Source organism: Geodermatophilus sabuli, from assembly GCF_010686765.1.
In the GTDB taxonomy this organism is placed as follows: domain Bacteria; phylum Actinomycetota; class Actinomycetes; order Mycobacteriales; family Geodermatophilaceae; genus Geodermatophilus; species Geodermatophilus sabuli_A.
On the sequence record NZ_JAAGWF010000002.1, the window covers coordinates 50904 to 77276 of the forward strand.

22 protein-coding genes and 1 riboswitch are annotated in these 26373 nt (G+C 74.4%); of the genes, 11 read left to right on the forward strand and 11 right to left on the reverse strand.

The window, feature by feature from the left end:
• Positions 1 to 205 precede the first annotated feature (205 nt).
• From GCU56_RS00450 to GCU56_RS00460, 3 genes are all read left to right on the forward strand, one after another.
• Positions 206 to 1348, forward strand: a complete 1143-nt coding sequence (locus GCU56_RS00450) for a 4-oxalomesaconate tautomerase (protein ID WP_345771553.1) — start codon at positions 206 to 208, stop codon at positions 1346 to 1348.
• Between the two features lie 89 nt (positions 1349 to 1437).
• Entirely contained in the window at positions 1438 to 2448 is a 1011-nt protein-coding gene (locus tag GCU56_RS00455; RefSeq protein ID WP_163479538.1) for a VOC family protein, read from the forward strand.
• Positions 2445 to 3221, forward strand: coding sequence for a DUF1932 domain-containing protein (locus tag GCU56_RS00460; RefSeq protein WP_163479539.1), 777 nt, complete (start codon positions 2445 to 2447; stop codon positions 3219 to 3221). Before GCU56_RS00455 ends, GCU56_RS00460 begins: the two co-directional genes overlap by 4 nt.
• A 46-nt stretch (positions 3222 to 3267) precedes the next feature.
• Here the strand turns inward: GCU56_RS00460 and GCU56_RS00465 are convergent, their stop codons facing one another.
• The 6 genes from GCU56_RS00465 to GCU56_RS00490 form a co-directional block, all read right to left on the reverse strand.
• On the reverse strand, positions 3268 to 4287 hold the full coding sequence (locus GCU56_RS00465; RefSeq protein WP_163479540.1) for an amidohydrolase family protein: 1020 nt from the start codon (positions 4285 to 4287) through the stop codon (positions 3268 to 3270).
• A 58-nt stretch (positions 4288 to 4345) separates the two neighbouring features.
• The gene (locus GCU56_RS00470) at positions 4346 to 5014 is read right to left on the reverse strand and encodes a cyclodeaminase/cyclohydrolase family protein (RefSeq protein WP_345771554.1); all 669 of its coding nucleotides are present in this window, start codon (positions 5012 to 5014) and stop codon (positions 4346 to 4348) included.
• Positions 5011 to 5883: a formyltetrahydrofolate deformylase gene (purU, locus tag GCU56_RS00475; protein ID WP_163479541.1), complete on the reverse strand. Its 873-nt coding sequence runs from the start codon at positions 5881 to 5883 to the stop codon at positions 5011 to 5013. Before purU ends, GCU56_RS00470 begins: the two co-directional genes overlap by 4 nt.
• Positions 5884 to 5981: 98 nt before the next feature.
• Positions 5982 to 7820, reverse strand: coding sequence for an aminodeoxychorismate synthase component I (gene pabB / locus GCU56_RS00480; protein WP_163479542.1), 1839 nt, complete (start codon positions 7818 to 7820; stop codon positions 5982 to 5984).
• Between the two features lie 206 nt (positions 7821 to 8026).
• Positions 8027 to 9427, reverse strand: coding sequence for a vanillate/3-O-methylgallate O-demethylase (ligM, locus tag GCU56_RS00485; protein ID WP_163479543.1), 1401 nt, complete (start codon positions 9425 to 9427; stop codon positions 8027 to 8029).
• A gap of 148 nt (positions 9428 to 9575) precedes the next feature.
• Positions 9576 to 10442 (reverse strand): methylenetetrahydrofolate reductase, encoded by an 867-nt coding sequence (locus tag GCU56_RS00490; RefSeq protein WP_163479544.1) that lies wholly within the window; start codon positions 10440 to 10442, stop codon positions 9576 to 9578.
• 408 nt (positions 10443 to 10850) lie between these two features.
• On the opposite strand from GCU56_RS00490, the gene GCU56_RS00495 reads away from it, so the two are divergent.
• Together GCU56_RS00495 and GCU56_RS00500 are read left to right on the forward strand one after the other, a co-directional pair.
• The gene (locus GCU56_RS00495; protein ID WP_163479545.1) at positions 10851 to 11210 is read left to right on the forward strand and encodes a protocatechuate 3,4-dioxygenase; all 360 of its coding nucleotides are present in this window, start codon (positions 10851 to 10853) and stop codon (positions 11208 to 11210) included.
• Positions 11203 to 12066, forward strand: coding sequence for a class III extradiol dioxygenase subunit beta (locus GCU56_RS00500; protein WP_163479546.1), 864 nt, complete (start codon positions 11203 to 11205; stop codon positions 12064 to 12066). Before GCU56_RS00495 ends, GCU56_RS00500 begins: the two co-directional genes overlap by 8 nt.
• Before the next feature lie 40 nt (positions 12067 to 12106).
• Here the strand turns inward: GCU56_RS00500 and GCU56_RS00505 are convergent, their stop codons facing one another.
• Positions 12107 to 13762: a Na+/H+ antiporter gene (locus GCU56_RS00505; protein WP_163479547.1), complete on the reverse strand. Its 1656-nt coding sequence runs from the start codon at positions 13760 to 13762 to the stop codon at positions 12107 to 12109.
• 194 nt (positions 13763 to 13956) lie between these two features.
• Here GCU56_RS00505 and GCU56_RS24925 point away from each other — a divergent pair, with 194 nt between their 5' ends.
• The 3 genes from GCU56_RS24925 (at position 13957) to GCU56_RS00520 (ending at position 18106) form a co-directional block, all read left to right on the forward strand.
• Complete coding sequence (locus GCU56_RS24925) at positions 13957 to 15621, forward strand: SpoIIE family protein phosphatase (RefSeq protein ID WP_163479548.1); 1665 nt, start codon at positions 13957 to 13959, stop codon at positions 15619 to 15621.
• A 68-nt stretch (positions 15622 to 15689) separates the two neighbouring features.
• Positions 15690 to 16466 carry a cyclase family protein gene (locus tag GCU56_RS00515; RefSeq protein ID WP_163479549.1) on the forward strand — a complete coding sequence of 259 codons (777 nt, stop codon included), beginning with the start codon at positions 15690 to 15692 and terminating at the stop codon, positions 16464 to 16466.
• Positions 16463 to 18106 (forward strand): thiamine pyrophosphate-binding protein, encoded by a 1644-nt coding sequence (locus GCU56_RS00520; RefSeq protein WP_163479550.1) that lies wholly within the window; start codon positions 16463 to 16465, stop codon positions 18104 to 18106. The genes GCU56_RS00515 and GCU56_RS00520 overlap by 4 nt, the downstream gene beginning before the upstream one ends.
• Positions 18107 to 18237: 131 nt before the next feature.
• Here GCU56_RS00520 and GCU56_RS00525 read toward each other — a convergent pair whose 3' ends face one another.
• Both GCU56_RS00525 and GCU56_RS00530 read right to left on the reverse strand, forming a co-directional pair.
• Positions 18238 to 19407 (reverse strand): C40 family peptidase, encoded by a 1170-nt coding sequence (locus tag GCU56_RS00525; RefSeq protein WP_163479551.1) that lies wholly within the window; start codon positions 19405 to 19407, stop codon positions 18238 to 18240.
• 33 nt (positions 19408 to 19440) lie between these two features.
• Positions 19441 to 19546: riboswitch (cyclic di-AMP (ydaO/yuaA leader) on the reverse strand.
• 188 nt (positions 19547 to 19734) lie between these two features.
• Positions 19735 to 20994, reverse strand: a complete 1260-nt coding sequence (locus tag GCU56_RS00530; RefSeq protein ID WP_163479552.1) for an MFS transporter — start codon at positions 20992 to 20994, stop codon at positions 19735 to 19737.
• A 137-nt stretch (positions 20995 to 21131) separates the two neighbouring features.
• On the opposite strand from GCU56_RS00530, the gene GCU56_RS00535 reads away from it, so the two are divergent.
• Complete coding sequence (locus GCU56_RS00535; protein ID WP_163479553.1) at positions 21132 to 21476, forward strand: STAS domain-containing protein; 345 nt, start codon at positions 21132 to 21134, stop codon at positions 21474 to 21476.
• A 94-nt stretch (positions 21477 to 21570) separates the two neighbouring features.
• Entirely contained in the window at positions 21571 to 22599 is a 1029-nt protein-coding gene (locus GCU56_RS00540; RefSeq protein ID WP_163479554.1) for an ATP-dependent 6-phosphofructokinase, read from the forward strand.
• A gap of 46 nt (positions 22600 to 22645) precedes the next feature.
• Here the strand turns inward: GCU56_RS00540 and GCU56_RS00545 are convergent, their stop codons facing one another.
• The gene (locus tag GCU56_RS00545; RefSeq protein WP_163479555.1) at positions 22646 to 24514 is read right to left on the reverse strand and encodes a sugar phosphate isomerase/epimerase and 4-hydroxyphenylpyruvate domain-containing protein; all 1869 of its coding nucleotides are present in this window, start codon (positions 24512 to 24514) and stop codon (positions 22646 to 22648) included.
• Positions 24498 to 25388, reverse strand: a complete 891-nt coding sequence (locus tag GCU56_RS00550; protein WP_163479556.1) for a shikimate dehydrogenase — start codon at positions 25386 to 25388, stop codon at positions 24498 to 24500. Before GCU56_RS00550 ends, GCU56_RS00545 begins: the two co-directional genes overlap by 17 nt.
• Positions 25389 to 25575: 187 nt before the next feature.
• Between GCU56_RS00550 and GCU56_RS00555 the strand changes: the two genes are divergently transcribed.
• The gene (locus GCU56_RS00555) at positions 25576 to 26265 is read left to right on the forward strand and encodes a TetR/AcrR family transcriptional regulator (RefSeq protein WP_345771555.1); all 690 of its coding nucleotides are present in this window, start codon (positions 25576 to 25578) and stop codon (positions 26263 to 26265) included.
• Positions 26266 to 26373: the final 108 nt, after the last annotated feature.

The window sequence follows — 26373 nt, forward strand, 5'->3', positions numbered from 1 at the left end:
CTCGATCACGCGGAGCGGGTCCCGGACCGGGCGGCGGGCTGCGCGGACCGTCCCCCGGGAGGGAGCCGGGTCAGGCTAGCGCCCTGACGTGCGACGACGGCGCCCGGCGGGCGGACCGGGGCGTGGAGCCGCAGACGCCGGAAGGCTTCCACATGGTGGGAGGGCGGTCCCGGGAGGCCCCCGCGCACCGTTGTACTGTGCACCGGTGGTGCGTGACCCCGGACACGCGTACGAGGACCGTCCGGCCAGCACCGGGGAGGCGGGGACGATGGGCTACGACGACACCGGCGTGCGCTGCACCATGCTGCGCGGGGGCACGTCCCGGGGCCTGTACTTCGAGGCGCGCGACCTGCCGGCCGACGACGCCGAGCGCGACGACCTGCTGCTGCGCCTGATGGGCACCCCGGACCCGCGCCAGATCGACGGTCTCGGCGGGGCCACGTCGCTGACCAGCAAGGTCGCCGTCGTCTGGCCGTCGGAGCACCCCGAGGTCGACGTCGACTACCTCTTCCTGCAACTCGGGGTGGACCAGCCCACCGTCAGCGACCGGCAGAACTGCGGCAACATCCTGGCCGGCGTGGGCCCGTTCGCGGTCGAGCGCGGCCTGGTGCCCGCGGGCCCGGAGGAGACCGCGGTCGCCATCCGCATGGTGAACTCCGACAGCATCGCCGTCGCGACGTTCCCGACGCCCGGTGGCCGGGTCGAGTACCGGGGACAGATCGAGATCGCCGGGGTCCCCGGGACCGCCGCCCCGGTCGTCCTCGACTTCGCCGACACCGAGGGGTCGGCGACCGGCGGGTTGCTCCCCACCGGCCGGGTGCGGGACTCCATCGACGGCGTCGACGTCACCTGCGTGGACAACGGCATGCCGGTGGTCCTCGCGATGGCCGAGTCCCTCGGGCTGACCGGGTACGAGTCGCACGAGGAGCTGGCCGCCGACGCACAGTTGCTGGCCCGGATCGACGCCCTCCGCACCAAGGCCGGCGACCTCATGGGGATGGGCGACGTCCGGTCCTCCTCGGTGCCGAAGACGGCGCTGCTGGCCGCTCCGCGCGACGGCGGGCAGGTGTGCACCCGGTCGTTCATCCCGGTGCAGCCGCACTCGTCGGTCGGCGTCCTCGCCGCGGTCAGCATCGTGACCGGGATGCTGCTGCCGGGCTCGGTCGGGCACGAGCTGACCCGGGACTGGCCCGAGGGCACCACACGGGTCGACGTCGAGCACCCCACCGGCCACCTGCTCGTCGACGTGGCCGTGGACCCGGTCGCCGACCCACCGCGCGTGCTGCGGTCCGGCGTCGTCCGCACCGCCCGCAAGCTGTTCGACGGCCTCGCCTTCCCGCGCGCCTGAGAGAGGGCCCTCCTCGCACCCGCCACGCGCAGGCTCGCGGCGGGGCCCTGCAGGAGGGCCGACGGAGACATCAACCGAAGGAGATACCTGTGCCCCCGCTGCACGACGTCGCGCACCTCGCCCATGTCGAGCTCCTCACGCACAAGCCGGAGGAGTGCCTGGACTTCTACGTGAACTACCTCGGGATGACCGAGAACGGTTCCTCCGGGGACTCGGTGTTCCTGCGCGCGTGGGACGACTACGAGAACACGACCATCAAGCTCACCGCGGCCCATCAGCCGGGTGTGGGCCGGACCAACTTCCGGGCGGGCACGCCCGAGTCGCTGCAGCGGCGGGTCGAGGCCATCGAGAAGACCGGCCTGGGCAAGGGCTGGCAGGACGGGGACCCCGGCTACGGCCCGGTCTACGTCTTCACCGACCCCGACGGCCACGAGATGGGCCTCTACTACGAGACCGAGTGGTACCGGCCCGAGGGCAGGCTCAAGCCCGCGCTGAAGAACCAGGCGCAGGCCTACCCCGGCCGTGGGGTCAGCGTGCGGCGGATCGACCACATCAACTACCTCGGCGTCACCCCGGTGGAGAACCGGGACTTCTTCGTCGACACCCTGGGCGCGATGATCACCGAGCAGATCGTGCTCAACGACGGGACGATCGCCGGCACCTGGACCACGTTCACCAACAAGGGCTACGACGTCGTCTGGACCAAGGACAACACCGGCACGTCGGGCCGGCTGCACCACCTGTCGTTCGCCGTGGACAGCCGCGACGACGTCATCCGCGCCGCCGACCTCGCCCTCGAGCACGGCGTGCACATCGAGACCGGGCCGCACAAGCACACCATCCAGCAGAGCTTCTTCCTCTACGTCTGGGACCCGGCCGGCAACCGCATCGAGCTGGACAACCCCGCCGCCCGGCTGGTCTTCGCGCCGGACTGGCAGCCGGTCGACTGGAGCGAGGCCGAGCGGGCCAAGGGCCAGGCGTGGGGGCTGAAGACGATCGACACCTTCCACACCCACGGCACGCCGCCGGTGGGGGAGAACCTGGCCGACGAGCTGGCCGGCCGTCCCCGGGCCGCCGGTTCCGGGGGCAGCGCCGGGTGACCCTGCCGATCGCGGTGCTCGGGCTCGGCGAGGCCGGGTCCGAGATCGCCCGGGACCTGGTCGCGGCCGGCGCCGACGTCCGCGGGTACGACCCGCGGGTGCCGTCGGTGGACGGCGTCGTGCCCCGCACCGACGAGGCCGACGCCGTCCGCGACGCCGACCTGGTGCTCAGCGCCAACAGCTCGCACGACGCCATGCCCGCGCTCACCCACGCCCTGCCCGGGCTCCGCCCGGGCACGGTGTGGGCCGACCTCAACACCGCCTCGCCGGGGGTCAAGGCGGCGCTCGCGGAGGCGGCCGCACCGGCGGGGGTCGAGGTCGTGGACGTCGCGCTGATGGCGCCGGTCCCCGGGCTCGGGCTGCGGACGCCGATGGTGGCGTCGGGGACGGCGGCGCGGCGCTACGCCGGCATGCTGGCCGGCGTCGGCGTCACCGTGGAGGTGCTCCCCGGTCCGGCAGGGGCGGCCATCTCCCGCAAGCTGCTGCGCAGCGTCTTCTACAAGGGTCTGGCCGCGGCGGTCGTCGAGGCGCTCGAGGGCGCGGAGGCCGCCGGGGTGGCCGACTGGCTGCACGGCAACATCAGCGCCGAGCTGGCCGGCTTCGACGAGCGCACCATCGACCGCCTGGTCTCCGGCACGCACACCCACGCGCGGCGGCGGGCCGACGAGATGACGGCCGCGGCCGAGCAGCTGGTGGAGCTGGGCGTGCAGCCCCGGGTGGCCGCGGCCGCCCGTGACCGGCTCGTCGAGCTGCGGGACCGGCCGCAGCCGTGACGGCGGTGCCGCCGGACGCGCTCGGCGTCCGGCGGCACCGCGGTGCTCAGCGGCCCCGCTTCTGCAAGGCGGCGTCCAGCCGGGGGAACACGCGGCGCGCGTTGCCCTCGAACACCTTCTCCCGGTCGGCCGCCGACAGGTCGAGCGCGTCGACGTAGCGGCGGGTGTCGTCGAAGTAGTGGCCGGTCCGCGGGTCGATGCCCCGGACCGCCCCGACCATCTCCGAGCCGAACAGGATGTTGTCGGTGTCGATGACGTCGAACAGCAGGTCGATGCCCGGCTGGTGGTAGACGCAGGTGTCGAACCAGACGTTGCCCATCACCGACTCCTCGACCGGCGGCCGCTCCAGCATGTCGGCCAGGCCCCGGAAGCGGCCCCAGTGGTAGGGCACCGCCCCGCCGCCGTGCGGGATGACCAGCCGCAGGTCGGGGAAGTCGGTGAACAGGTCGGCCTGCAGCAGCTGCATGAACGCCGTGGTGTCGGCGTTGAGGTAGTGCGACCCGGTGGCGTGGAAGTTGTGGTTGGTCACCGCCGACACGTGCACCATCGCCGGGACGTCGAGCTCGACCATCGCCTCGTAGAACGGGTACCAGCTGCGGTCGGTCAGCGGCGCGGAGGTCCAGTGCCCGCCGCTGGGATCGGGGTTGAGGTTGCAGCCCACGAAGCCCAGCTCGTCCACGCACCGGCGCAGCTCGGCCACCGAGTGCGCGATCGGGACGCCGGGGGACTGGGGCAGCTGGCAGACGCCGGTGAACGAGTCGGGGAACAGCTCGACGACGCGGGCGATCAGGTCGTTGTTCACCTGGGTCCACCGGGTGCTGACCGCCTCGTCCCCGATGTGGTGGCCCATCGCCGAGGCGCGGGGGGAGAAGACCGTCAGGTCGATGCCGCGTTCCCGCATGAGGCGCAGCTGGCTGCCCTCGATCGTCTCCCGGATCTGGTCGTCGGAGATCGCGGGGTAGCTCGGTGGCTCCTGGCCGGCGTCGAACGCCGTCCGCTGCGCCTCCCGCCACGCCGTGTGCGGCTGCGGCGCGGTCGTGTAGTGACCATGGCAGTCGATGATCATGCGGGCCCTTCCTCGCGTCGTCGTGGTGGGAGCCGTCCCGGTGCGGGCCGTCCCGGCGTCAGCTGGTGATCCGCTGCCGGACCTCCGCCTCGACGTCGGCGGCCCGGCGGGTGAGGTCGTCGACCGACGCCACCATGGCGGTCAGCTCCTCCCGGTACCGCTCGTCCTGGACGCCGGGCAGGTTGACCTCGATCGCCAGGCGCGCCGTGGTCGCCGCCGCCCGGGCGGCCTCCGTCGCGGCGGAGACGTCGCTGAGCACGTTGAAGTTGGCGATCGGCAGCAGTCGTTCGGCGAGGGTCATCAGCGACGCCGACGCCGCGATCACGTCCCGGGGTGGGCCGGCGGCCCGCTCCTGTGCCGCACAGATCGCCTGCCTGCGCGCCGCCTCCTCCTCGTCGGTGTCGCGCGGCAGCCGGTAGGCCTCGGTCACGGCGGTGAACGCCTCACCGTCGGCGGCCGCGGCGTCCAGGCAGGCGTCCCGCTCGACGTCGGCCCGCGCGACGACCTCGGCGACCACGTCGGCGTGCTCGGCGTACCGCTCACCGGTGGTGAAGCGGCCGACCATCGCCACGAGCGAGGCCGCCAGCGCGGCCTCCATCGCGGCAGCCGCGCCGGCGCCCGGCGCCGGCATCTTGGCCGCCAGCTGGCCCAGGAAGTGACCCAGCGGCTGGTCGTCGACGCCGGCGTCCCCGTCGTCGGGGACGCCGGCCCGCTCCGGTGCGCTCACTGGAGCACGACGGTGCGGTTGCCGTTGAGCTGGACCCGGTTCTCGGTGTGCCAGCGGACGGCGCGGGCCAGCGCGCGGCACTCGGACTCGCGGCCGCGGGCGACGAACGTGTCGGCGTCCATGGAGTGGTCGACGCGCTGGATGTCCTGCTCGATGATCGGGCCCTCGTCGAGGTCGGCGGTGACGTAGTGCGCGGTGGCGCCGATGAACTTGACGCCGCGGTCGTGGGCCTGGTGGTAGGGCTTGGCGCCCTTGAAGGCCGGCAGCATCGAGTGGTGGATGTTGATGGCGTGGCCGGCGAGCTGGCGGCAGAGGTTGTCGGAGAGGATCTGCATGTAGCGGGCGAGGATGACCAGCTCGACGTTCTGCTCCCGGACCATGTCCAGGAGCTCGGCCTCGGCGGCGTCCTTGGTGTCCTTGGTGACCGGGATGTGCTTGAACGGGACGCCGTAGTGGTCGGCCAGGGGCTTGAGGTCGGGGTGGTTGGAGACCACCGCGACGACGTCGAGGTTGAGGTCGCCGACGGAGTTGCGGAACAGCAGGTCGTTGAGGCAGTGCGCGAACTTGCTGACCATGATGATCACGCGCTCGCGGTGGGAGGTGTCCTCCAGCCGCCAGGTCATGCCGAACTTCTGGGCGACCGGCTCGAAGGCCTGGCACAGCGCGGCGACGTCCAGGCCGGCGTCCGTGGTCGGGGCGAACTGCACCCGCATGAAGAAGTTGCAGCTCTCGAGGTCGTCGAACTGCGAGCTCTGGGTGATGGTGGCGTCGTGCTCGACGAGGAACCCGGTGACGGCGTGGACGATGCCGGGGACGTCGGGGCAGGACAGGGTGAGCACGGCGCTGCGGGCGGTCGAGGGGGTCGTCACGGGTCCTCCAGGGTCGGGATGGGCGGGGCGGCTGTGCGTGTGCGGGACGGTGTGGGACGGCGTGCGGCGGGTCGGTCAGGGGGCTGCGCGGGCGGCGGTCACCGGTCGCTCCCCCCGACGGGCGCCGGGCGGCGCCAGGAGCCCTCGGCCGGGGGACGGCCGTCGTCGTCGGGGGGCCCCAGCAGCCGGGCCGGGCGCCAGCCGCGCAGTGAACTCACCACGGCGAGCTCCTCGGCCGCCAGCAGGTCGGCGAGGTGGATGCCGCGCTCGTGCAGCCGGCCCTCCTCCAGCAGCCGGCCGCGCTCGACGCCGGGCAGGCAGCCCGCGGCGGTGGGGGGCGTCCACCAGCGGCCGCCCAGGCGGACGGCGAGGGTGGCGATGGTCGTCTCGGTGACCTCGCCGCGCTCGTTGACCAGCACCACGTCGTCGGCCCCGGGGTGGCGGGCGGCGCGGTCGGTGTAGACGTCGCGGCGGGTGGTCTTGTGCTGCAGCCAGGGTGAGCGTGAGTCGACCGGGTCGGTGTCGACCGCGAGGGTCACCGGCCCGGCGGCGGCCGGCGGGGCGGGCGCCGTCTGCACGTCCACCCGGCCCGACCGGTGCAGCGCGACCCGCACGCGGGCCGGCGTCCCGTGGCCGGACAGCGCGGCGTCCAGCTCGGCGCGGACCGCCGCCAGGTCGCAGGCGAACCCGGACCAGTCCGCCGAGTCGGCCAGCCGGGCCAGGTGCCGCTCCAGGTTGCGCAGCCCGCGGCCGGGCTCGAACAGCAGGGTCTCGAGCAGCTGGTGGTCCTCGGCCGGCGTGGTCAGCACCGCGGCCTTGGTGAGCAGCTCGGCCCACTCGGCGGCCGGCTCGGAGTCCCAGGTGATCCCGCCACCGGCGCCGTAGGTCCCGGCACCGGTGGCCCGGTCCACGACGGCCGTGCGGATGGCCACGCTGAACCGGGCCCGCGGGTGCGGCCCGCCGGGCGGCGCGATCACGCCGATGGCGCCGCAGTAGACGCCGCGGGGGACGATCTCCAGGTCGCGGATCAGCTCCATCGTGCGGGCCTTGGGGGCGCCGGTGACCGAGCCGCACGGGAACAGCGCCCGGAACACGTCGACCAGCGAGGTCCCCTCGGGGGTCCGCGCCGTGACCTCCGAGGTCAGCTGCCACACGGTGGGGTAGCGCTCCAGGGCGAACAGCTCCGGGACGGTGACCGAGCCGGTCACCGCGACCCGGGAGACGTCGTTGCGGAGCAGGTCGACGATCATCAGGTTCTCCGCCCGCTCCTTGGCGCTCGAGCGCAGCACGCGGGCCCGGTCCCGGTCCTCGGCGGTGCTGCGCCCGCGGGCGGCGGTGCCCTTCATCGGCCGGGTGCGCAGCACCTCGCCCGACCACTCGAAGAACAGCTCGGGGCTGGCGCTGGCCACGATCGTCGGCCCCAGGTCGAGGTAGGCGTTGTAGGCGCCGCGCTGGGCCAGCGCGAGGTCGCCGTAGAAGGCCAGCGGGTCCCCGTCGACCCGGCCGTGCAGCCGGGCGGTGAGGTTGCACTGGTAGGTCTCGCCGGCCGCGATGTGCGCGCGGACGCCGGCCACGGCCCGGGCGTGCTCCTCCGGCGTCCGGTCCGGGGTCCACGCGGAGGCGGCCGGCCGCGGACCGGTGACGGGGGCGACCGGGTCGACCTCCGCCGGGGGGTCCCCGATGCCGAACCAGACCAGCGGCGGGTCGCCGGGGCGGCGCCCGGCCACGGAGAGTGCCGGGTCCAGGCCCGGGGCGGCCTCGTAGCCGACGTAGCCGAACGCCCAGCTGCCCGCGGCGGTGGCCCGCTCGACGTCGGCCAGGGCGGGGACGACGTCCTCCGGTCGCTCCGCGGTGACGACCCGGTGCGGCGGCGGGAAGCGCAGCGCGGTGCCCGCCGTCAGGTCGTCGAACCGCGCCCAGGGGGCAGTCAGCGACATGTCGTCGCGGGTGCCTGCGGCTGCGGGGAGGAGGGCGTCATCCTGGCTTTCTCGAGGTGGGTGTCTCGGCTGCCGGGGCCGCACGCCCCGCGGCGGACCGGCCGGCGCGGGGCGTGCGGTGCCGGGGGCGGGAGCCGGGTGGACCGGCTCCCGTCCCCGGGGTGGGGCGGTGGTGCGGGGCCGTTCCGGACGGCCCGTGGCAGGGCTCAGGCCTTGCCGACGGTGCGCCAGCCACCCTGGTAGGACTCCCGCGCCATCTTGGCGTAGGGGACCGGGCTGACGATGGCGCGCACCTCGAACTGCTCGTGCGGCATGACGGTGGTCTTCTTGGTGCCGCCGTCCGGCTCGCCCCAGACCACGCGGACCTCGGCGCCGTGGGGGACGTCGGGGCTCACGGTGGCCAGGGACAGGCCCTTCTGCTCGTTGGCCGAGATCCCGGTGAACATCGACAGGCCCAGCAGGGTGCCGTCGGCGTCGATGACCTTGTCGAAGTTCGACGACCCGTAGTTGGCGTTGGGCAGGTCGAAGAACTGGTACTTGGCGCCCTCGACCGGGGAGGCGAGCAGCTTGGCCAGGTCCTCGGAGTTCCACTCGAGGGTGACCTTGCGGCGCTGGCTGTCCTTGTCGAGGGCCTCGAGGGCGTCGCGACCGATGAAGTCGTGGTCGAACTTCACGAACGACCCGTAGCCGAGCTCCCACGGGTTGTTGTAGTAGTCCTCGATGTCGTCCGACGCGAAGCTGCCGGCGATGGCGTTGGTGGCCTCGTAGCTGTCGACACCGAGCCACTCGCGGTAGGGCCGCAGCTCCTCACCGGTGTAGATGGCCGGCAGCGGCGAGGGGATCCAGCCGGACTCGAGGGTGTTCGTGGAGTAGGCGCGGGAGCCGACCGGCTCCATGCCGAACTCCTTGCCGGCCTCGATGATGGCGTCGCGGACCTTGTCGTAGGTCTCGTACGGGCCCCAGATCTCCAGGCCGGGCGCGCCCGCCATGCCGTGGCGGAGGGTGCGCACGGTCTCGCCGGCGATGGTCATGGTGCTCATCCGGAAGAACTTCAGCTGCTCGACCGAGCCGCCGTTGAGCTTCTCGATGATCGGCCAGGCGTTGGGGCCCTGGATCTGGAAGCGCCAGAGGTCGCGGGTCACGGCCTTGCCGTAGGGCCGCGAGGGGGAGCGGGGGTCGTTGCGGATCTCGACGTCGTAGCCGCCGGTCTCGCCCTTGAACTGCAGCCAGTTGGCGCCCGGGGCGCGGCCGACGTAGACGTACTCCTCCTCGGCGAGGCGGAAGAGGATGCCGTCACCGATCACGTTGCCGGCCGGGGTGACCGGGACGAACTGCTTGGCCATGTCGACCGGGAAGTTCGCCACGCTGTTGATGCCGGTGTCGGAGATCAGCTTGAGCGCGTCCTTGCCGCGCATGAACAGGTTGAACATGTGGTGGCTCTGGTCGAACAGGACGGCCGTCTTCTGCCAGGCCTGCTGCTCCTTGCGCCAGTTGGTGAACTCCGACGGCACCACCGGGTAGATGTAGGTGCCCAGCTGCGAGTTGCGCAGCAGCTCGGCGGTGTTGCCCGACTGGTCCAGCAGTTCCTGCAGGTTCTTCGCGCTCATCGGGTTCGTGCCCTCCATTGGGTGTCGGATGGAACTGGTGGTGCTGCTCGACGGGCTCCGGCGGGGGGATGGTGGCGCGGCCGGTGTGCTCCGCGCTCCCGCTCGGCGACCCCTGGTCCGGCCGGCCGACGGCCGGCCGGACCACGTCTCATGAGGAGAGGTTCTCCAGCGTGCTCGTGCGCCAGGCCTCGGTCGGCTCGAGGTCGTTGAAGGTGAAGATGTGGAAGTTCTCGATGTTGTTGTCGGCCTTGCCCATGTGCGGGAGGAGGCCCTTGATGATCTTGTCCGGGTTGTAGCCGCCGGGGATGAAGAAGCGCCAGAACAGGCTCTGCTGCTTCTTGAGGAACTTCGCCGACTCCCCGATGCCCAGACCGCCGGAGACCCGCATCAGCTTGGCGCGGGTCACCGCGCCCGGCACGCCGATGTGGACGGGCAGGTCGATGTTGCGGCGCTTGAGCTCGCGGGCCCAGTTCAGGATGACCTTGGGGTCGAAGACGATCTGGGTCTTGATGTGGTGGGCCAGGGGGGCCTTGGCCGCCAGCGCGTCGAAGAGGACGTCGTCGGAGACCGACGGGTGGCCCTCGGGGTGGCCGCCGATGCCGATGTCGGTGAAGCCGTGGTCGAGCTCGTGCAGGGCGACCAGCAGGGCGTGCGCGTCCTTGAACTCGGTCGGGGTGTCGGTCGGGTCGCCGCCGACGATGAAGACCTCGTGGATGCCGGCCTCACGGCAGCGGGCCACGATCTCGGCCAGGTGCTGGCGGGAGAGGGTCTGCTGCGCCGACAGGTGCGGGGCGACGGTGTAACCGTGCTCCCTCAGCTTGACGGTGAGGTCGACCGTCGCGTCCTGCCCCTTGGCCGGCGAGGCGGTGACCGTGAGCCGCACGTCCTTGGGGACGTACTTGAGCACGTTCTCCTCGGTCTTCTTGAACGGGATGACCTCGTAGCCGAGCGTCTGGAAGACCCGCTTGAGGGAGGCGCGGGACCCCGGGTCCCGCACCGTGAGTGTCTTGGCCATGTGCTTCCTTCCTCGCTGGACGTGCGCATGGGCGGACGGTCTCGCGCGTCCTACCCGGATCCGGGCTGTGTCCTGCAGTGTCAGGGGTCCGGATTTGCGACCCCTCCGCCGGGCTCACCCCGCTGATGGGCTCCACCAGCGGCTCGTGCACGTCGGTCACCGCACCGGATCCGAGCGTGCGGTCGGCCCGCGGGGCCGTGCGGGCGCACGGCGTTCCCTCGGGACCCACGGAGAGTGTCTGCCGTCACGCTGCGCCGCGAGAACCGACGTTCCACGATGTGGAAGGTCACTCCCGGGTGGTCGACCCGATCGCCGACCGTTGGCGGCGGAACAGTCCACCGCGGGCGCCGCCCGCATCCGGTGGATCGGCTCGGTTTCTGGCGACCGGGGAGAGGGAAGCAACGAGCGATGACGGTCGAGAGCAGGTTCGACGTACCGGGGACCCCGGTGTTCGACGGAGAGTCGAGCCGCCGCGGGTACCGGATGAACAAGATGTTCATGACCTTCCGCGACGCTGCCTCCCGCGAGCGGTTCCTCGCCGACGAGGCGGCCTACTGCGACGCGTCCGGGCTCTCGCCGGAGCAGAAGGCGGCGGTCCTCGGCCGCGACTGGCAGGGCATGATCGACCTGGGCGCCAGCATCTTCTACATGTACAAGCTGGCCATGATGGAGGGCCGGTCCATGCAGTACCTGGGCGGCGTGTTCAGCGGCGTGACCGAAGAGGAGTTCGTCGCCGCGATGCGGCGCCGGGGGGAGAACCGTGGCTGAGGTGGTCTGGGGACTGGCGACCTCGCACGTCCCGTCGATCGGCGCCGCCATGGACCGCGGCAAGACCGAGACCGACGCCTGGGCGCCGCTGTTCGAGGGGTACCGGCCCGCCCGCGAGTGGCTGGCCGACCCGGAGCAGGCGCCGGACGTGGCGATCGTCGTCTACAACGACCACGCCAACGGCATCGACCTCGACGTCGTCCCGACGTTCGGCATCGGCACCGCTGACGAGTACCCGGTCGCCGACGAGGGCTTCGGACCGCGTCCGGTGCCGGTCGTGCAGGGCCACCCCGAGCTGTCGCTGCACCTGCTCGAGAAGCTGGTGGACGACGGCTTCGACCTGACCGTCTTCCAGGAGCTCGAGGTCGACCACGGGCTCACCGTGCCGTTGTCGGTCTGGACGCCGGACCCCGGGGAGTCCTGGCCCTGCCCGGTCGTGCCGCTCCTGGTCAACGTGATCCAGTACCCGCAGCCCACCGCGGCGCGCTGCTACGCCCTCGGCCAGGCCCTCGGGCGGGCGATCGCCTCGTTCCCGCAGGACCTGAAGGTCGCCGTCCTGGGCACCGGTGGGATGTCCCACCAGCTCGCCGGCGCCCGGGCCGGGTTCATCAACCCGGAGTTCGACCACATGTTCCTCGACGCCATCGAGAAGGACCCGGCCAAGCTGGCGGCGCTGTCCCGCGAGGACTACATCCGCGACGCCGGCTCCGAGGGCATCGAGCTCATCATGTGGCTGATCATGCGCGGGGCGATGAACCCCCAGGTGCGCAAGGTGCACTCGACCTACTTCGTGCCGGCGTCCAACACCGCCGCCGCCCTCGCGCTGTTCGACAACCGGTCGACCCAGCTGGTCTGAGCGCCGGGCCGGGGCGGAGCGCCCCGGCCCGGGCGGGCCGTCACCGGCGGGCCGGCAGCCGTCCCTCCTCGTGGTCGAGCTCGCGCTCGAGCCTCCGGAGGCCCTCGTCGGGCAGCCGGCCGACGTCGCGCCAGTGCAGCAGCTCCTCGCGCTGCGCGCCGAGGACCGCCCGCCGCACGCGCAGCGCCGCCTCGTACTGCGGGGACAACGGCACCTCGCCACCCTCCGCGCCCTGGAGCATGTCCAGCCGCTGCCGGTAGCGGTCCAGCCGCGCCTGCAACTGGTCGCGGATGGCCCCGATCGCCTCGTCGTCCACGTCGTCGTGCTGCTCCCGCTGGAGCTCGTCGAGCCGGGACAGGCCGGCCTCGACCGAGGCGATCCGCGCCTCGTTGCGCAGCCGCGCCTGGTCGGCCTCGTCGGCCCGCAGCCCCAGCGCGCGCACCAGCGGGGCGAAGGTGAGGCCCTGCCCGACCAGGGTGACCAGCACGGCCAGGAAGGCGCAGAACAGCAGCAGGTTGCGGTCGGGGAACGGCTCGCCGCTGTCGGTGGTCAGGGGCAGGGTGAAGATCGCCGCCAGGCTGATCACCCCCCGCGTGCCGGCCCAGCTCAGGACGACGATCTCCCGGCCCGACAGCCGGCTCGGTGCACTGGTCGGGTCCTCGTCGTCGTCCCCGGCCACCTCGGGGCCGCCCAGCCGGGTGTGCAGGGACTGCGGCAGGTGCTCGGTCAGCCACAGCCACAGCGGCCGCAGCACGAGGACGACGCCGACGGTGACCGCCGACGCCGTGACGATGGTGCCGGTCGTGTACTGGTCCAGCCCCGCGATGACGCCGGGCAGCTGCTGGCCGATGAGCAGGAAGACGATCCCCTCGAGCAGGAAGTCGACCAGCCGCCAGACGGCGTCGGTCTGCAGCCGGCTGGCCCCCGACGCCCAGCTCGGGTTGTGGTGGCCGATGATCAGGCCGGCGACGACGACGGCGAGCACCCCGGAGACGTGCACCGACTCGGCCAGCAGGTACGCCACGAACGGCGTGGCCAGCGAGACGGCGTTCGACGACAGCGGGTCCCGGCGCAGCCGGCGCAGCGGCCGGACCCCGTAGGCCACGGCCACGCCCGCCGCGACACCGCCGGCCGCGACCATCACGAACTGCCCGGCCGCCGCCGGGGTGGAGAACCCGTCGCCCTGCGCGGCCGCCACGGCCACCGCGAGGATGGTCAGCGCGGTCGCGTCGTTGAGCAGTCCCTCGCCCTGGATGAGGGTGATCAGCCGGGGCGGCAGGCCGGCCCGGCGGCCCACCGCCAGCGCCGCGACCGGGTCCGGCGGGGCGACGGCGGCACCCAGGGCGATGCCGGCGGCCAGCGTCGCCCCGGTCACGAAGAGCGCGAAGCCGACGCCGATGGTCACCGCCGTGGCCAGGACCAGCAGCACCGACAGGCTGACCACCGTGCGCAGGTTGCGGCGGATGGCCATGAGGGAGCTGTCCAGCGCGGCGCTGTAGAGCAGCGGTGGCAGCACCAGCGTGAGCACGAGTTCGGGGTCCAGCGGGATGTTGGGTCCGGGCAGGTAGGCGTAGGCGATGCCGGCCAGCGTCAGCAGCGCCGCTGCCGGCAGCCCGGTGCGGGCGGCCGCCCACTGTGCGGCGACGATGACGGCGACCGCGCCCAGGACCAGCAACAAGAGAGTCTCCACGTGCACCGGCACAGTCTCCCGGGCTGTCCCGGCCGGGGCCGACCGGGCCGCGCCGACGGCGCGGCGGTGACCAGCCGCATCGAGGACCGCCCGGCGGAGCCGCGCGCCCGCTCCGCGGCCCCGGGAGAACGTGGCCGGCGGGCGTACTGTGCCTCCGACGCGTGGCCGGGGAGGCCACCGGTGGAGGTGGTGGGGACGTCGTGAGCGGTGCGGGCGCATCCTCGGGACTCCCGGGGACGGGCGGCCGGTCGGCCGTCGCGGTGTTCGACGCCGACTGGACGCTGGTCTCGGTCGACCAGGCCACGGCGGACCTGCTGGGCCGGCACCGGGACGAGCTGGTCGACCGCAACATCTGGATCGCGCTGCCCGAGCTGGCCGGCACGATCTTCCACAGCTTCCTGCTGCACGCCCGCAGCGTCGGGGAGCGGGTGACCTGGCGCGGGTTCTACGCGCCGGCCGACCGGTGGCTCGACGCCACGGCGTACCGCGCCGACGACCGCCTGCACGTGCACCTGCGGGAGAGTTCCGGGCCGCCGCCGGAGGGGGTGCGCCCGGCGGACCCCGCCGTCCTCGCCGCCGAGGACGAACGCATGCGGTTCCTCGCCGAGGTCAGCGAGGCGATGATCAGCACGCTGGACGCCGGGGAGTCGGTCGGCAAGCTCGTCGAGCTCGTCGTGCCCCGGTTGTGCGACTGGGCCGTCGTCACCGTGCTCGGCGACGACGGCCAGCCCTCCGAGGCCTGGGCGCACCGCGACCCGGCACGGCGGACCGACCTCGACGTCTACGTCCGGGGGCGGACCCGGGCTGCGGGGGACGAGAACAACCCGATGGCGGCCGCCCTGCTCACCGGCGAGCCGATCCAGCTGACCACCATCGACCCGGAGCTGATCGACGCGTCCCTGCCCACCGACGAGGTGCGGGCGGCCTGGACGCGCCTGGACGCCGGCTCGCTGACCATCGTGCCGTTGCGGGCGCGCGCGGAGACCTTCGGGGCACTGGGCCTGGTCAACACCGCCATCCGCCCGCCGCACAGCGAGATGGAGATCGCCACCGCGGTGGAGGTCGCGCGACGGGCGTCCCTGGCCATCGACAACGCCCGTCTCTACGGCCGGCAGCTCAAGGTCGCCGAGACCCTGCAGCGCAGCCTGCTGACCCCGCCACCGCAGCCCGACCAGCTGGAGATCGCCGTCCGCTACCGGCCGGCCACCAGCTCCATGCGCGTCGGTGGCGACTGGTACGACGCCTTCCAGCAGCCCGACGGCGGCACGCTGCTGGTGATCGGCGACGTCGTCGGCCACAACGTGGACGCCGCCGCGGCGATGGGGCAGGTCCGCAGCATCCTGCGGGGCATCGCCTACGACCGGCAGGAGGAGCCCGCCCGGGTCCTCACCCGGGTCGACGAGGCGCTCACCGGCCTGCGCATCGGCACGCTGGCAACCGCGCTGATCGCCCGGCTCGAGCAGACCCCGGACCAGCTGGCCACCGGCCGCCGCACCCTGCGGTGGTCCTCGGCCGGTCACCTGCCGCCGCTGCTGCTCGGCGCCGACGGCCGGGTGGAGGTGCTGGTCTCGAGCCCCGAGACGCTGCTCGGTGCGGAGTCGGTCCGGCCGCGGACGGACACGACGACCGACGTCGGTCCGGGGGACACGCTGCTCTTCTACACCGACGGGCTGGTCGAGCAGGGCCGCTCGGGCATCGACGAGGGCATCGAGCGGCTGGTGGCCCTGGTCGCCGAGCTGGGCGCCGTCCCGGTGGACCGGTTGTGCGACACGCTGCTCGAGCGGATCGTCGGGGCCCGCGCCGACGACGACGTCGCGATCGTGGCGGTCCGCTGCCACGCCCAGGGTGACCCGGCGGGCGGCTGAGGCCACGGGCCGCCGAGGGCATGCGGCATGCTGCGTCCCGCCCCGAGTCGTCCGCAGAAGGGACCGTCATGTCCATCCTGTCCGGGTTCGCCGCCGCGCTGGCGTCCGGCGGCATCGAGGTCGTCGACCTCACCGCGCCGCTGTCGGCCGAGACGCCGGTGATCGCGCTGCCGCCGGACTTCGCCCAGACCGCTCGCTTCGAGCTCGAGGAGCTCAGCCGCTACGACGACCGTGGGCCCGCCTGGTACTGGAACAACATCCGCACCGGGGAGCACACCGGCACGCACTTCGACGCGCCCAACCACTGGGTGACCGGGCGGGACGGCGACGACGTGGCCTCGGTGCCGGCGTCCCGGCTGATCGCGCCCGCCGTCGTCCTCGACCTCTCCGCCGAGGCCGCCGCGGACCCGGACTTCCTGCTCGAGGTGGAGCACGTGCGCGCCTGGGAGGCCCAGCACGGGCCGCTGCCCGCGGGCGGCTGGCTGCTCTACCGCACCGGCTGGGACGCCCGCAGCGCCTCGCAGGAGGACTTCCTCAACGCCGACGCGACGGGCGCGCACACGCCCGGCGTCTCGCCGGAGTGCGCCCGCTGGCTGGCCGAGGAGGCCCCGGTCATCGGCCTCGGCGTCGAGACGGTCGGTACCGACGCCGGCGCCGCGCACTCCTTCGACCCGCCCTTCCCCTGCCACGCCGCCCTGATGGGCAGCGGCAAGTACGGGCTCACCCAGCTGCAGAACCTCGCGCTCCTGCCGCCCACGGGGGTGGTCCTGGTCGCGGCACCGCTGCCGATCGTGTCCGGGTCCGGCTCGCCGTCCCGGGTGCTGGCCCTCGTCGAGCGGGGATGAGGACCACCGTCGCCGAGGCGGTCGGCGCCGCGCTGGTCGGCTGCGGCGTCGACACGGTGTTCGGCGTCGTCGGCTCCGGCAACTTCGCCGTCACCAACGCCATGGTCGCCGCGGGCGCCCGGTTCGTCGCCGCCCGCCACGAGGGCGGCGCGGCGACGATGGCCGACGCGTACGCCCGGATGAGCGGGGGGCCGGCGGCGCTGACCGTGCACCAGGGCTGCGGCCTGACCAACGCCATGACCGGCATCACCGAGGCGGCCAAGAGCCGGACGCCGCTGGTGGTGCTGGCCGCCGAGGCGAGCTCGCCGACGTCGAACTTCGCCGTCGACCAGTCGGCGCTGGCCGCGGCCGTGGGTGCGGTGCCCATGCGGGTCACCTCCGCGGGGGACGCGCTCGACCAGGTGGCCGCCGCGGTCGGGACGGCGGTGCACGGCCGGCGCACCGTGGTGCTCAACCTGCCGCTGGCCGTCCAGGTGGACGACCTGCCGGCCCCGGCCGGCGCGCTACCGGTGCCGGTGCCGGAACCGCCGGCCCTGCACCCCGAGCAGGTCGAGCGGCTGGCCGCCGCCCTGCGGCAGGCCCGCAGACCGGTGTTCGTCGCCGGCCGCGGCGCTCGCGGGCCCGGCTGCCGGGAGGCCCTCACCGCGCTCGCCGAGCGGTGCGGCGCGCTGCTGGCCACCTCGGCGGTGGCTCGCGGGCTGTTCGCCGGCGATCCGTGGTCCCTGGACGTCTCGGGTGGTTTCGCCTCCCCGCTGGCCGCCGAGCTGATCAGCGGCGCAGACCTCGTCGTCGGCTGGGGGTGCGCCCTCAACACGTGGACCACCAGGCACGGCCGGCTGCTCGCCGCCGACGCCGTCGTCGTCCAGGTCGACGACGACCCCGCCGCCCTGGGCGTGCACCGCGACCTGACCCTGGGGGTGGCCGGCGACGTCCGGACGACGGCGGCGGCGGTCGCCGGCGCCCTGGGGGAGGTCCCGGCTCCCGGCTACCGGACGCCGGAGGTCCGGGCCGACATCGCCCGGCGGGTGCGCTGGCGCGACGTCCCGTTCGCCGCCGCCGGCGGCCCGGACCGGATCGACCCCCGCACGCTGACGATCGCCCTGGACGACCTGCTGCCGGCCGAGCGGGTCGTGGCCGTCGACTCGGGCAACTTCATGGGCTACCCGAGCATGTTCCTCGGCGTCCCCGACGAGTTCGGGTTCTGCTTCACCCAGGCCTTCCAGTCCGTCGGGCTGGGGCTGGCCAGCGCGATCGGCGCGGCGCTGGCCCGGCCCGGGCGGCTGCCGGTCGCCGCGCTCGGGGACGGCGGGGCGCTCATGGGGGCGGCGGAGCTCGAGACGGTGGTGCGGCTGGGCCTGCCGATGGTGGTCGTGGTCTACAACGACGCCGCGTACGGGGCGGAGGTGCACCACTTCGGTCCCGAGGGTGCGCCGCTGGACACCGTCCGCTTCCCCGACACCGACCTCGCCGCCCTCGCCCGCGGGATCGGCTTCGAGGCGCTCACCGTGCGGCGTCCCGAGGACCTCGCGCCGGTCGCCGACTGGGTGGCCGGACCGAGGACGGCGCCGCTGCTGGTCGACGCGAAGGTGGCCGGCGACCAGCCGTCGTGGTGGCTCGAGGACGCGTTCCGGGGCCACTGACGCCCCCGTGAGCATCGCGGGCAGCGCCGGCGACCGAGGAGCGGAGCGGGGGCGAAGGGGCCGGGGGCGGGCGGGCCACTGACCCGTCCCGAGGGGCAAGAGATGGCCGTCCCTGCCCCTCCGGGGCGGGGTCAGCCGGCGATGCGGCGGGCGCTGTTGTAGCCGCCCATCCCGTCCACCGGCGCCACCTTGACCGGCTGGCCGTAGGTGGAGGCGTGCACCATCTGGCCGTTGCCGATGTAGATGCCGACGTGGCTGACCGGGCTGTAGAAGAACACCAGGTCCCCGGGCTTCAGGTCGGCGCGCGACACCGGCGCGCCCATCGTCGACTGCATCCGGCTGGAGTGCGGCAGGGTCACCCCCGCCGCGGCGTAGGCGTACTGCACCAGACCCGAGCAGTCGAAGGAGTTCGGTCCGGCGGCGGCCCACACGTAGGGGTCGCCCAGCTGGGCCATCGCGGTGTCGACGGCCCGCTGGGCGGCGGCACTGCCCGCGACCACCGGGGCGGCGGCCGGCGCCGGTGCCGCGGCCGCGCGCGGGGCGGGGGCGGACCGGTTCCCGCTGCCCGTGGAGCGCGGTGCGGCCTCCGCCGGCGCCGCCCCACCCCCGGCCGCTGCCTGCGCCGCCGCCGCGGCGGCCTGCTCGGCGGCGGCCCGCTCGGCCGCCTCCCGCTCGGCGGCCTCCCGTGCGGCGCGCTGCTCCTCGGCGGCCAGGCGGTCGTACTCGGCCTGGAACCGGGCGACCTGCTGGTCCAGCGCCGCCTGCTGGGCGGAGACCCGGTCGACCAGCTCCTGGGCGTCGCCGGCGGCCCGCTCGGCGGCGGACCGCGCCCGGTCGGCGGCGTCGGTGGCCTGCTCGGCACCACCGAGGACGCCGTTGTTGTGGTCGGCGATCGTCTGCAGGGTGCCGACCCGGTCGAGCACCTCCTCGGGCGACGTACTGGTGAGCATGGCCGACAGGGTGCTCAGCCGGTCCCCGGTCCAGGCGCCGCGGGCGACGGCGCGCACCCGTTCGCGGGCGGTGGCGAGGGCGGCCTCGGCGGCGGCGACCTCCCCGGCGGCCCGGGCGGCGTCGTCCTGGCTGGCGCGCAGCCGCTCGCGGGCCTCGTTGAACTCCTCGGTGACCACCTCGAGCTGGCGGGCGCGGTCGGCGACCAGCGCCGCGGCCTCCTGGGAGGTGGTCGGGTCCTCGGGTGCGGCGGCCGCGGGCGCCGCGGTGAGCGTGAGACCGCCGACGGCGACGAGGCCGATGAGCAGGCGGGGGGCGGACAGGCGGCGGGCGGGGGCGTGCGAACTCGCCATGCTGGCGGAGCTGTCCTCTCTTCCACGGCCGCCTACCGAGTTAGCTGACGGGTTCGGGCGGGAAGGCGCCCGGCGCCCTCGGCCCGGTGGGCCGGTGGCGCTTCACCCCAGGACTGCGGTGGGTCCCCGGTCCCTGGTTGCCGACCCGCCTCGCGGACGAGGTGGGCCGACGCAGGGTTCGGCGGCGTCCGGGCGGCCCTCACCGGAGGTGGCGGAACGACCCGTCCGGACCCGGGCCACGCTAGGGGCCGTCATCGAACCGTGACAAACCGAGGGACCGGCGCGGGCCGACCCCGGTCGGCACGCCCGTCGACACGCGGATCGCCCTCACGGTGCGTGACGGGCGCGCCCGGACGCGTTCCTGGCCGTCGGCGCCGCGCGGCCCGGCGCCCGCGGGGTCGACCGTGGCATCGCCAGTGCCGCGGCCAGCCCGAGTCCCAGTACGGCGGTGCTGACCGCGAAGGCCACCTGGTAGGACGCCACGTCGGTGAGCCAGCCGGCCACCAGCGGTCCGGCGATGGCGCCCAGGTCGGCCGACATCTGGAACACGGCCACGACCCGGCCGCCGCGGGCCGGGCTGACGTCGCCGACCAGGGCCGCGGGCACGCTGGACAGCAGCGAGGCCGCCAGCCCGAACGCGGCCATCGACAGCAGGAACGCACCGATCGCCGGGGGCAGCACCAGCACCGCCATCGACGTGGTGGCCAGCGCCGTCCCCAGGACCAGCGAGGGCCGCCGTCCCCAGGCGTCGGCGAGCCGGCCCGACCGCAGCAGCCCGAGCGCCTGGGCCAGCGACCCGGCCAGCAGGCCGGCGCCGGCCCAGGCGACGGAGCGGCCGAGCTCCTCCGTGACGTACAGGGGGACCAGCGAGTTGCGGACGCCGAACAGCACCCAGCCGACGCCGAGGTTGGCGACCAGCGCGGCGAGGTAGACCCGCGACCGGAACGCCCGGCGCAGCGGCAGGGTCTCCGGGCCCGGAGCGGCCTCGGTCGCAGCCGGCGTCCCGGTCGGCGGGGCCGCGGCGCCGGGACGCAGGTACAGCAGGCCGACGACGCCGGCGACCAGCAGGAACCCCGCGTAGAGCAGGAACGGCAGGCGCGCGGAGAGCTCGGTGAGCAGGCCGCCCAGCGCGGGGCCGGCGATGCCGCCGAGGATGAACCCGCCCTGGTAGGTCGCCGCGGCCCGTCCGCGGTGCGTCGGCGGGGACACCCGCAGCAGCAGCGACAGCGCGGCCACCGTGAACATCGCGCTGCCGACGCCGCCGGCCGCGCGCAGACCCAGGAACACCGGGAAAAAGTCGGCCAGGCCGGCGGCTCCGGTGGTGACCGCGACGGTGACCAGCCCGGCGGCGAGCACCGTCCGCTCACCCAGGCGCTCCACCAGCGAGCCGCCGCTGAACGCCGAGACGAAGCGGAAGAACGCGAAGGCGCTGACCGCCAGCCCGACCGCGGTGGTGCCCACGCCGAACGAGCGGGCGAACAGCGGGATGGCCGGGGCGACGATGCCGAACCCCAGCGCGACCACGAAGGCCACGACCGACAGCACCCTGACCTCGCGGGGGAGGTCCCCGGCACCCCGCAGCCGCACGGGGACCGATGTTCGCACGGCCACGCAGCGCCGCGACGCGCGGCCACGGCTCACCGGAGGGGCCGGCGATCCCCCGCGAGGGTGGCGGCGCGCGCAGGCTGGTTGTCCCGGTGAGTGGTCCCCGCCACAGTGGGCGCGTGGACGTCCTCGGCGTGCAGGGACTCGACCCGCCCACGGGCTGGTTCGAGGTGGTGCAGGAGGCAGAGGGGCCTGTGCTGCACCTGCGGGGGGACGTCGACTCTCCTCTGGTGCACGACATCCACGCCGGCGGGGTGGACGAGGCGAGCCTGGTGGCGGTCTCGGTCGAGGGCGTGGGCTACATCGACTCGACCGGCCTGTCGATGTTGGTCCGGTGGGCGCAGTCCGCCGCGCGCTGCGGGCGTCCGGCGGTCATCCGCCGGGCTACGCCCCGCTTCTGCCGGGTGCTCGAGCTCGCCGGCATCGCGATGCTGTTCCAGGTCGAGGAGACCCGCCGCTCCTGATCGCGACGCGCCGGGGTCGTCGCGTCACAGCGGACGTCATGTCGTCATGACGTATGGTCCGCAGCGACCCGGTCCACGACCCAGGGAGACACCGGTGCGCATCGGGATCCTCACCGGCGGGGGCGACTGCCCCGGCCTCAACGCCGTCATCCGCTCCGTCGTCCGCAGCGCGAGCGCCCACTACGGCAGTGCGGTGATCGGCTTCCGCGACGGCTGGCGCGGCTTGCTCGAGGACCGGACGACGCCGCTGGACGTCACCGCCGTCGACGGCCTGCTCACCCGCGGCGGGACGACGCTGGGCTCGGCACGGGTGGCGCCGGAGCGGCTGCGGTCCGGTGTCCCGTCGATGAAGGGCGTGCTGGCCGCGCACGGGATCGACGTGCTCGTCCCGATCGGCGGGGAGGGCACGCTGACCGCCGCGCACCTGCTCTCGCAGGCCGGCGTCCCGGTCGTCGGCATCCCCAAGACGATCGACAACGACATCGACGGCACCGACCTGACCTTCGGCTTCGACACCGCGGTGAGCATCGCCACCGACCTCATCGACCGCCTGCACACCACCGCCGAGTCCCACCAGCGGGTGCTGCTGGTCGAGGTCATGGGCCGGCACGCCGGGTGGATCGCCCTGCACGCCGGTCTGGCCTCGGGCGCCCACCTCACCCTGGTGCCGGAGGAGCCCTTCGACGTGGACGAGGTGGTGCGCATCGTGTGCGAGCGCTTCGACCGGGGCGACTCCCACGTCATCGGCGTGGTGGCCGAGGGCGCCGTGCCGCTGCCCGGTCACATGCCCCTGCGCGACGGCGGCACCGACGAGTTCGGGCACCGGCGGTTCACCGGGGTGGCCCAGCAGTTGGGCGCCGAGCTGGAACGGCGCACCGGGAAGGAGGTCCGCGCCACCGTTCTCGGGCACGTCCAGCGCGGCGGCACGCCGACCTCCTTCGACCGGGTCCTCGCCACCCGCTTCGGGCTGCACGCGACCATCGCCGCGCACGAGGGCCGGCACGGGCAGATGGTCGCGCTGCGGGGCACCGAGATCGACCTCGTCCCCCTGGCCGACGCCGTCGCCCGGCTGAAGACCGTGACGCCGTCCCGGCTGGCCGAGACCGGCGCGTTCACCGGCTGACCCCTCCCCGCCCGAGCCGGCCGCGCCGACGGTGGTCGTCCGGTCCTCAGCGCGGCGCGGCCTGCCGGAGCCGGCGGTGGGCGGCCATGCGGACCGGCGCGTCGGCGGTGCCGTAGCCGTCGTAGCCGCCGATCCGCTGCACCACCTCGAAGAACACCCGGCCACCCAGGACCTCGGTGACCAGGTGCAGGTACCCGCCCGCGGCGTCCTCCTCGTAGAGCAGGCCGTGCTCGCGGACCGCCGCGAGCAGGTCGGCGGGCAGGTCGAGGCGGGCCTCGAGGTCGTCGGCGTAGTTGGCCGGCACGGGCAGCAGGGCGGCGCCGGCCGCGCGCAGCGCCCGCGCGGCCGCGACGACGTCGTCGGTCGCGAAGGCGACGTACTGCGGCTCTGGGACCCCCGGCGCCCACCCGCCGCGCCGCAGCGTGGCCGCGCTCAGCGCCAGCCGCACCGCCCGATGCGGGCCGGTGACCGCGCGGGTGCGCACCAGCCCGAACGGCGCGGCCAGCTCGGTCACCTCCTGCGGCTCGAGGCCCAGCACCGCGCGGTAGAACAGGCCCGCCTCGTCGAAGGCGTCGAACGGCTGGCTCAGCCCGACGTGGTCGAGGCCGGTGATCCCGGCGCCCGGGCCGGCCTGCTCACCGGTGGCGAGGAAGTCCGCGGGCCAGCCGTCGGGGCCGGTGCGGGTGAAGAAGACCTCGGTGCCGTCGGGCGCGGCGACCGCGGACAGCTCCGCCTCCGCGGCCCCGCGGGTACGCGGGAGGACCGGCGCGCACATCGCCTCGGCGCGCTCCGCCGACCGCCCGGGCTCGGCGCTCTCCAGGCCCAGCGCGGCCACGGCCGCGACGCCGGCGGCCGCCGGCCGGACGACCGAGCCGTTCAGCAGCACCCGCGCGGCGCCCTGTTCCCACAGCTGGACCGGCTTGGAGCGGTGCTGGCCGGTGTGGGTGAAGCCGAGCGTGGTGAGCACGTCCGCCGCCCGCGGGCCGGAGACGCCGTCGACCGCGAGCTCGGTGAACGACCAGCCGGTCAGCTCGGGGGCGGACGGCGGGGTCGGCAGGCCGGCCCCCGGGGAGCGGAGCGCGAGGGCCTCCTCCAGCCACCGCAGGGAGCGCATGGCGTCGATCGCCGTCCGGACCGGGTCGGACTGGCGGTAGACGTCGTTGAAGACCTCGAGCGACAGCGGCCCGGTGTACCCGGCGGCCAGGACGGCGCCGAGGAAGGCGGGCAGGTCGAAGGCGCCCTGCCCGGGGAAGAGCCGGTGGTGGCGGCTCCACTGCAGGACGTCCATCCGCAGCCGCGGCGCGTCGGCCAGTTGCAGGAAGAACAGCTTCTCGGCCGGCACCTGCGCGAAGCCGGCCGGGTCCCCGCCGCGGGAGAGCACGTGGAAGCTGTCCAGGCACAGCCCGAGGGCGGGGGAGTCCGCGCGGCGGACGGCGTCCCACGAGCGCTCCCAGGTCGACACGTGGGTGCCCCAGGCCAGCGCCTCGTAGGCGATCCGCAGGCCCCGCTCGCCGGCCCGCGCCGCGGTGGCGGCCAGCTGACCGGCGAGGTGGTCGGGGTCGTCGACGGCGTCCTCGGCGACGGAGGAGCACACCAGGACCGTGTCGACGCCCAGGCCCGCCATGACGTCGAACTTCCGCTCTGCGCGGCGCAGGTTGCGGGCGAACCGGTCCGGGTCGGTGGAGTCCAGGTCGCGGAAGGGCTGGTAGAGGTCGATGGACAAGCCGAGGTCGGCGCAGCGGGCGGCGAGCTCGCTCGGTGCCCACGGCGAGGCGACGAGGTCGGGCTCGAAGACCTCGACGCCGTCGAAACCGGCCGAGGCGGCGGCGGCGAGCTTGTCCTCCAGCGTGCCCGACAGGCAGACCGTCGCGATCGCCCGGCGCAGGCCCCGTCCCGGCTCAGCCGATCCGGACATCGGGGCCCGGTCCGGCGACGAGCGTCGTGAAGTGGGCCAGCATGCGCTCGGCGTCGGGCTCGACGCCGGTGAACAGCCGGAAGGCGTCGACGGCCTGGAAGACGGCCATCGCGCCGCCGTCGAGCACGCGGCAGCCGAGCCGCCGCGCCACGCGGACCAGCTCGGTCTCCAGCGGGCGGTACACGATGTCGGCGACCCAGAGGTCGGGCCGCAGCAGCTCCGCGGGCACCGGCAGGCCGGGATGCGCGGCCATGCCGGTGGGTGTGGCGTGCACCAGCCCGTCGGCCTCGCCCAGCGCGGCGGGGAGCGTGGCGGGGTCGCCGGGCGTGGCACGGGTGTCGCCGAACCGGTCGCGCAGCGCCCCGGCCAGCTCGCCCGCGCGCTGGGCGTCGACGTCCACCACCGTCAGCCGGCGGGTGCCCAGGGTGAGCAGCGCGTGCGCCACCGCGGCACCGGCGCCCCCGGCGCCGAGCAGGACGACCCGGCCGAGGGGGGCGTCGGTCAGGCCGCGGTCGACCGCTCGGGCGAAGCCGGACCAGTCGGTGTTGTGCCCGACCGCGCGGCCGTCCCGCAGGACGACCGTGTTGACCGCGCCGAGCGCCTGCGCGTCGGGGGAGAGCTCGTCGAGGTGGTCGAGCACCAGCTGCTTGCACGGGTGGGTGACGTTGAGCCCGTCGTACCCGGCGAGCCGGGCCGCGGCCAGGACCTCCCCGATGGCGGTGGCCGGCCGGCCCAGCCGGTCGAGGTCCAGCCGGCGGTACAGGTACCGCAGTCCCAGCTCGTCGGCCTCCCGCTCGTGCAAGGGCGGGGTGAGCGACGGGCCGATGCCCGTGCCGACCAGGCCGACCAGGAAGCTCTGCGCGCTGGGCGTCATCGAGGCGTCTCCCGAGAGGTATGTACCAACTGGTGAGTTGACACAAGAGGACCACATCGGCCAGACGTGCGCCAGCCCCCCGCGTGATCTGGGGCACGCTGGCCCCCGCACCGGCGCCGAGGACGGTCCGGGGTCGCGCGCGGCGCCACCTAGGCTGGGGCGACGTCCGCCGAGGCAGGAGGAAGCCGTGGCCGCCCGCCCGTCCGACGGGGGAACCCCCGTCGCTGCCGGAGACGGCCCGGTGCCGGGCGGTCCCGAGCGCACCCGCGACGCGGACCGGACGCGGGCGGAGATCCTCGCGGTCGCCACGGCGGAGTTCGCCGACCGCGGCTACGCCGGGGCGCGGATCAACGAGATCGCCGGCAAGCTGAGCACGACGAAGCGGATGATCTACTACTACTTCGGCGGCAAGGAGCAGCTCTACGTCGCGGTCCTCGAGGCGGCCTACAGCCGCATCCGCGGCCTCGAGCAGCAGCTGGACGTCGAGCACCTGGACCCGGTGGAGGCGATCCGGGAGCTCGCCGGCCTGACCTTCGACCACCACGAGGCGCATCCGGACTTCATCCGGCTGGTCAGCATCGAGAACATCCACCGGGCCGAGCACATCGCCCGCTCCGAGGCGCTGTCCGGTCTGGCGAACCCGGCACTCGACGTCCTCGGCACGATCCTCGACCGGGGCTGGGCCGCGGGGCTGTTCCGGGACGACGTCGACGCGCTGGACGTGCACCAGGTGATCAGCGCGTTCTGCGTCTTCCGCACCGCCAACCGGCACACCTTCGGCGTCATCTTCGGGCGCGACATGCTCGACCCCGCCCGTCGCGACCACCAGCGCCGGGTGCTCGGCGATCTCGTCGTCGCCTATCTCACGGCCCGCTGACCAGGGCCTGACCCCTCCTCGCCGGCCGCGCGCCGATGCGCCGGTCCATCCGGCGCTTGACACGGTGACGGCCATCACCTCACCATTCGGTACGTAACCAGTTGGTAC

Excerpts from the sequence above, each read along its gene's own strand:
- GCU56_RS00465 (WP_163479540.1), bottom strand. The coding sequence starts at position 4,287 with ATGATCATCGACTGCCATGGTCACTACACGACCGCGCCGCAGCCGCAC.
- pabB (WP_163479542.1), bottom strand. The coding sequence starts at position 7,820 with ATGTCGCTGACTGCCCCCTGGGCGCGGTTCGACGACCTGACGGCGGGC.
- ligM (WP_163479543.1), bottom strand. The coding sequence starts at position 9,427 with ATGAGCGCGAAGAACCTGCAGGAACTGCTGGACCAGTCGGGCAACACC.
- GCU56_RS00490 (WP_163479544.1), bottom strand. The coding sequence starts at position 10,442 with ATGGCCAAGACACTCACGGTGCGGGACCCGGGGTCCCGCGCCTCCCTC.
- GCU56_RS00495 (WP_163479545.1), top strand. The coding sequence starts at position 10,851 with ATGACGGTCGAGAGCAGGTTCGACGTACCGGGGACCCCGGTGTTCGAC.
- GCU56_RS00515 (WP_163479549.1), top strand. The coding sequence starts at position 15,690 with ATGTCCATCCTGTCCGGGTTCGCCGCCGCGCTGGCGTCCGGCGGCATC.
- GCU56_RS00520 (WP_163479550.1), top strand. The coding sequence starts at position 16,463 with ATGAGGACCACCGTCGCCGAGGCGGTCGGCGCCGCGCTGGTCGGCTGC.
- GCU56_RS00525 (WP_163479551.1), bottom strand. The coding sequence starts at position 19,407 with ATGGCGAGTTCGCACGCCCCCGCCCGCCGCCTGTCCGCCCCCCGCCTG.
- GCU56_RS00545 (WP_163479555.1), bottom strand. The coding sequence starts at position 24,514 with ATGTCCGGATCGGCTGAGCCGGGACGGGGCCTGCGCCGGGCGATCGCG.
- GCU56_RS00550 (WP_163479556.1), bottom strand. The coding sequence starts at position 25,388 with ATGACGCCCAGCGCGCAGAGCTTCCTGGTCGGCCTGGTCGGCACGGGC.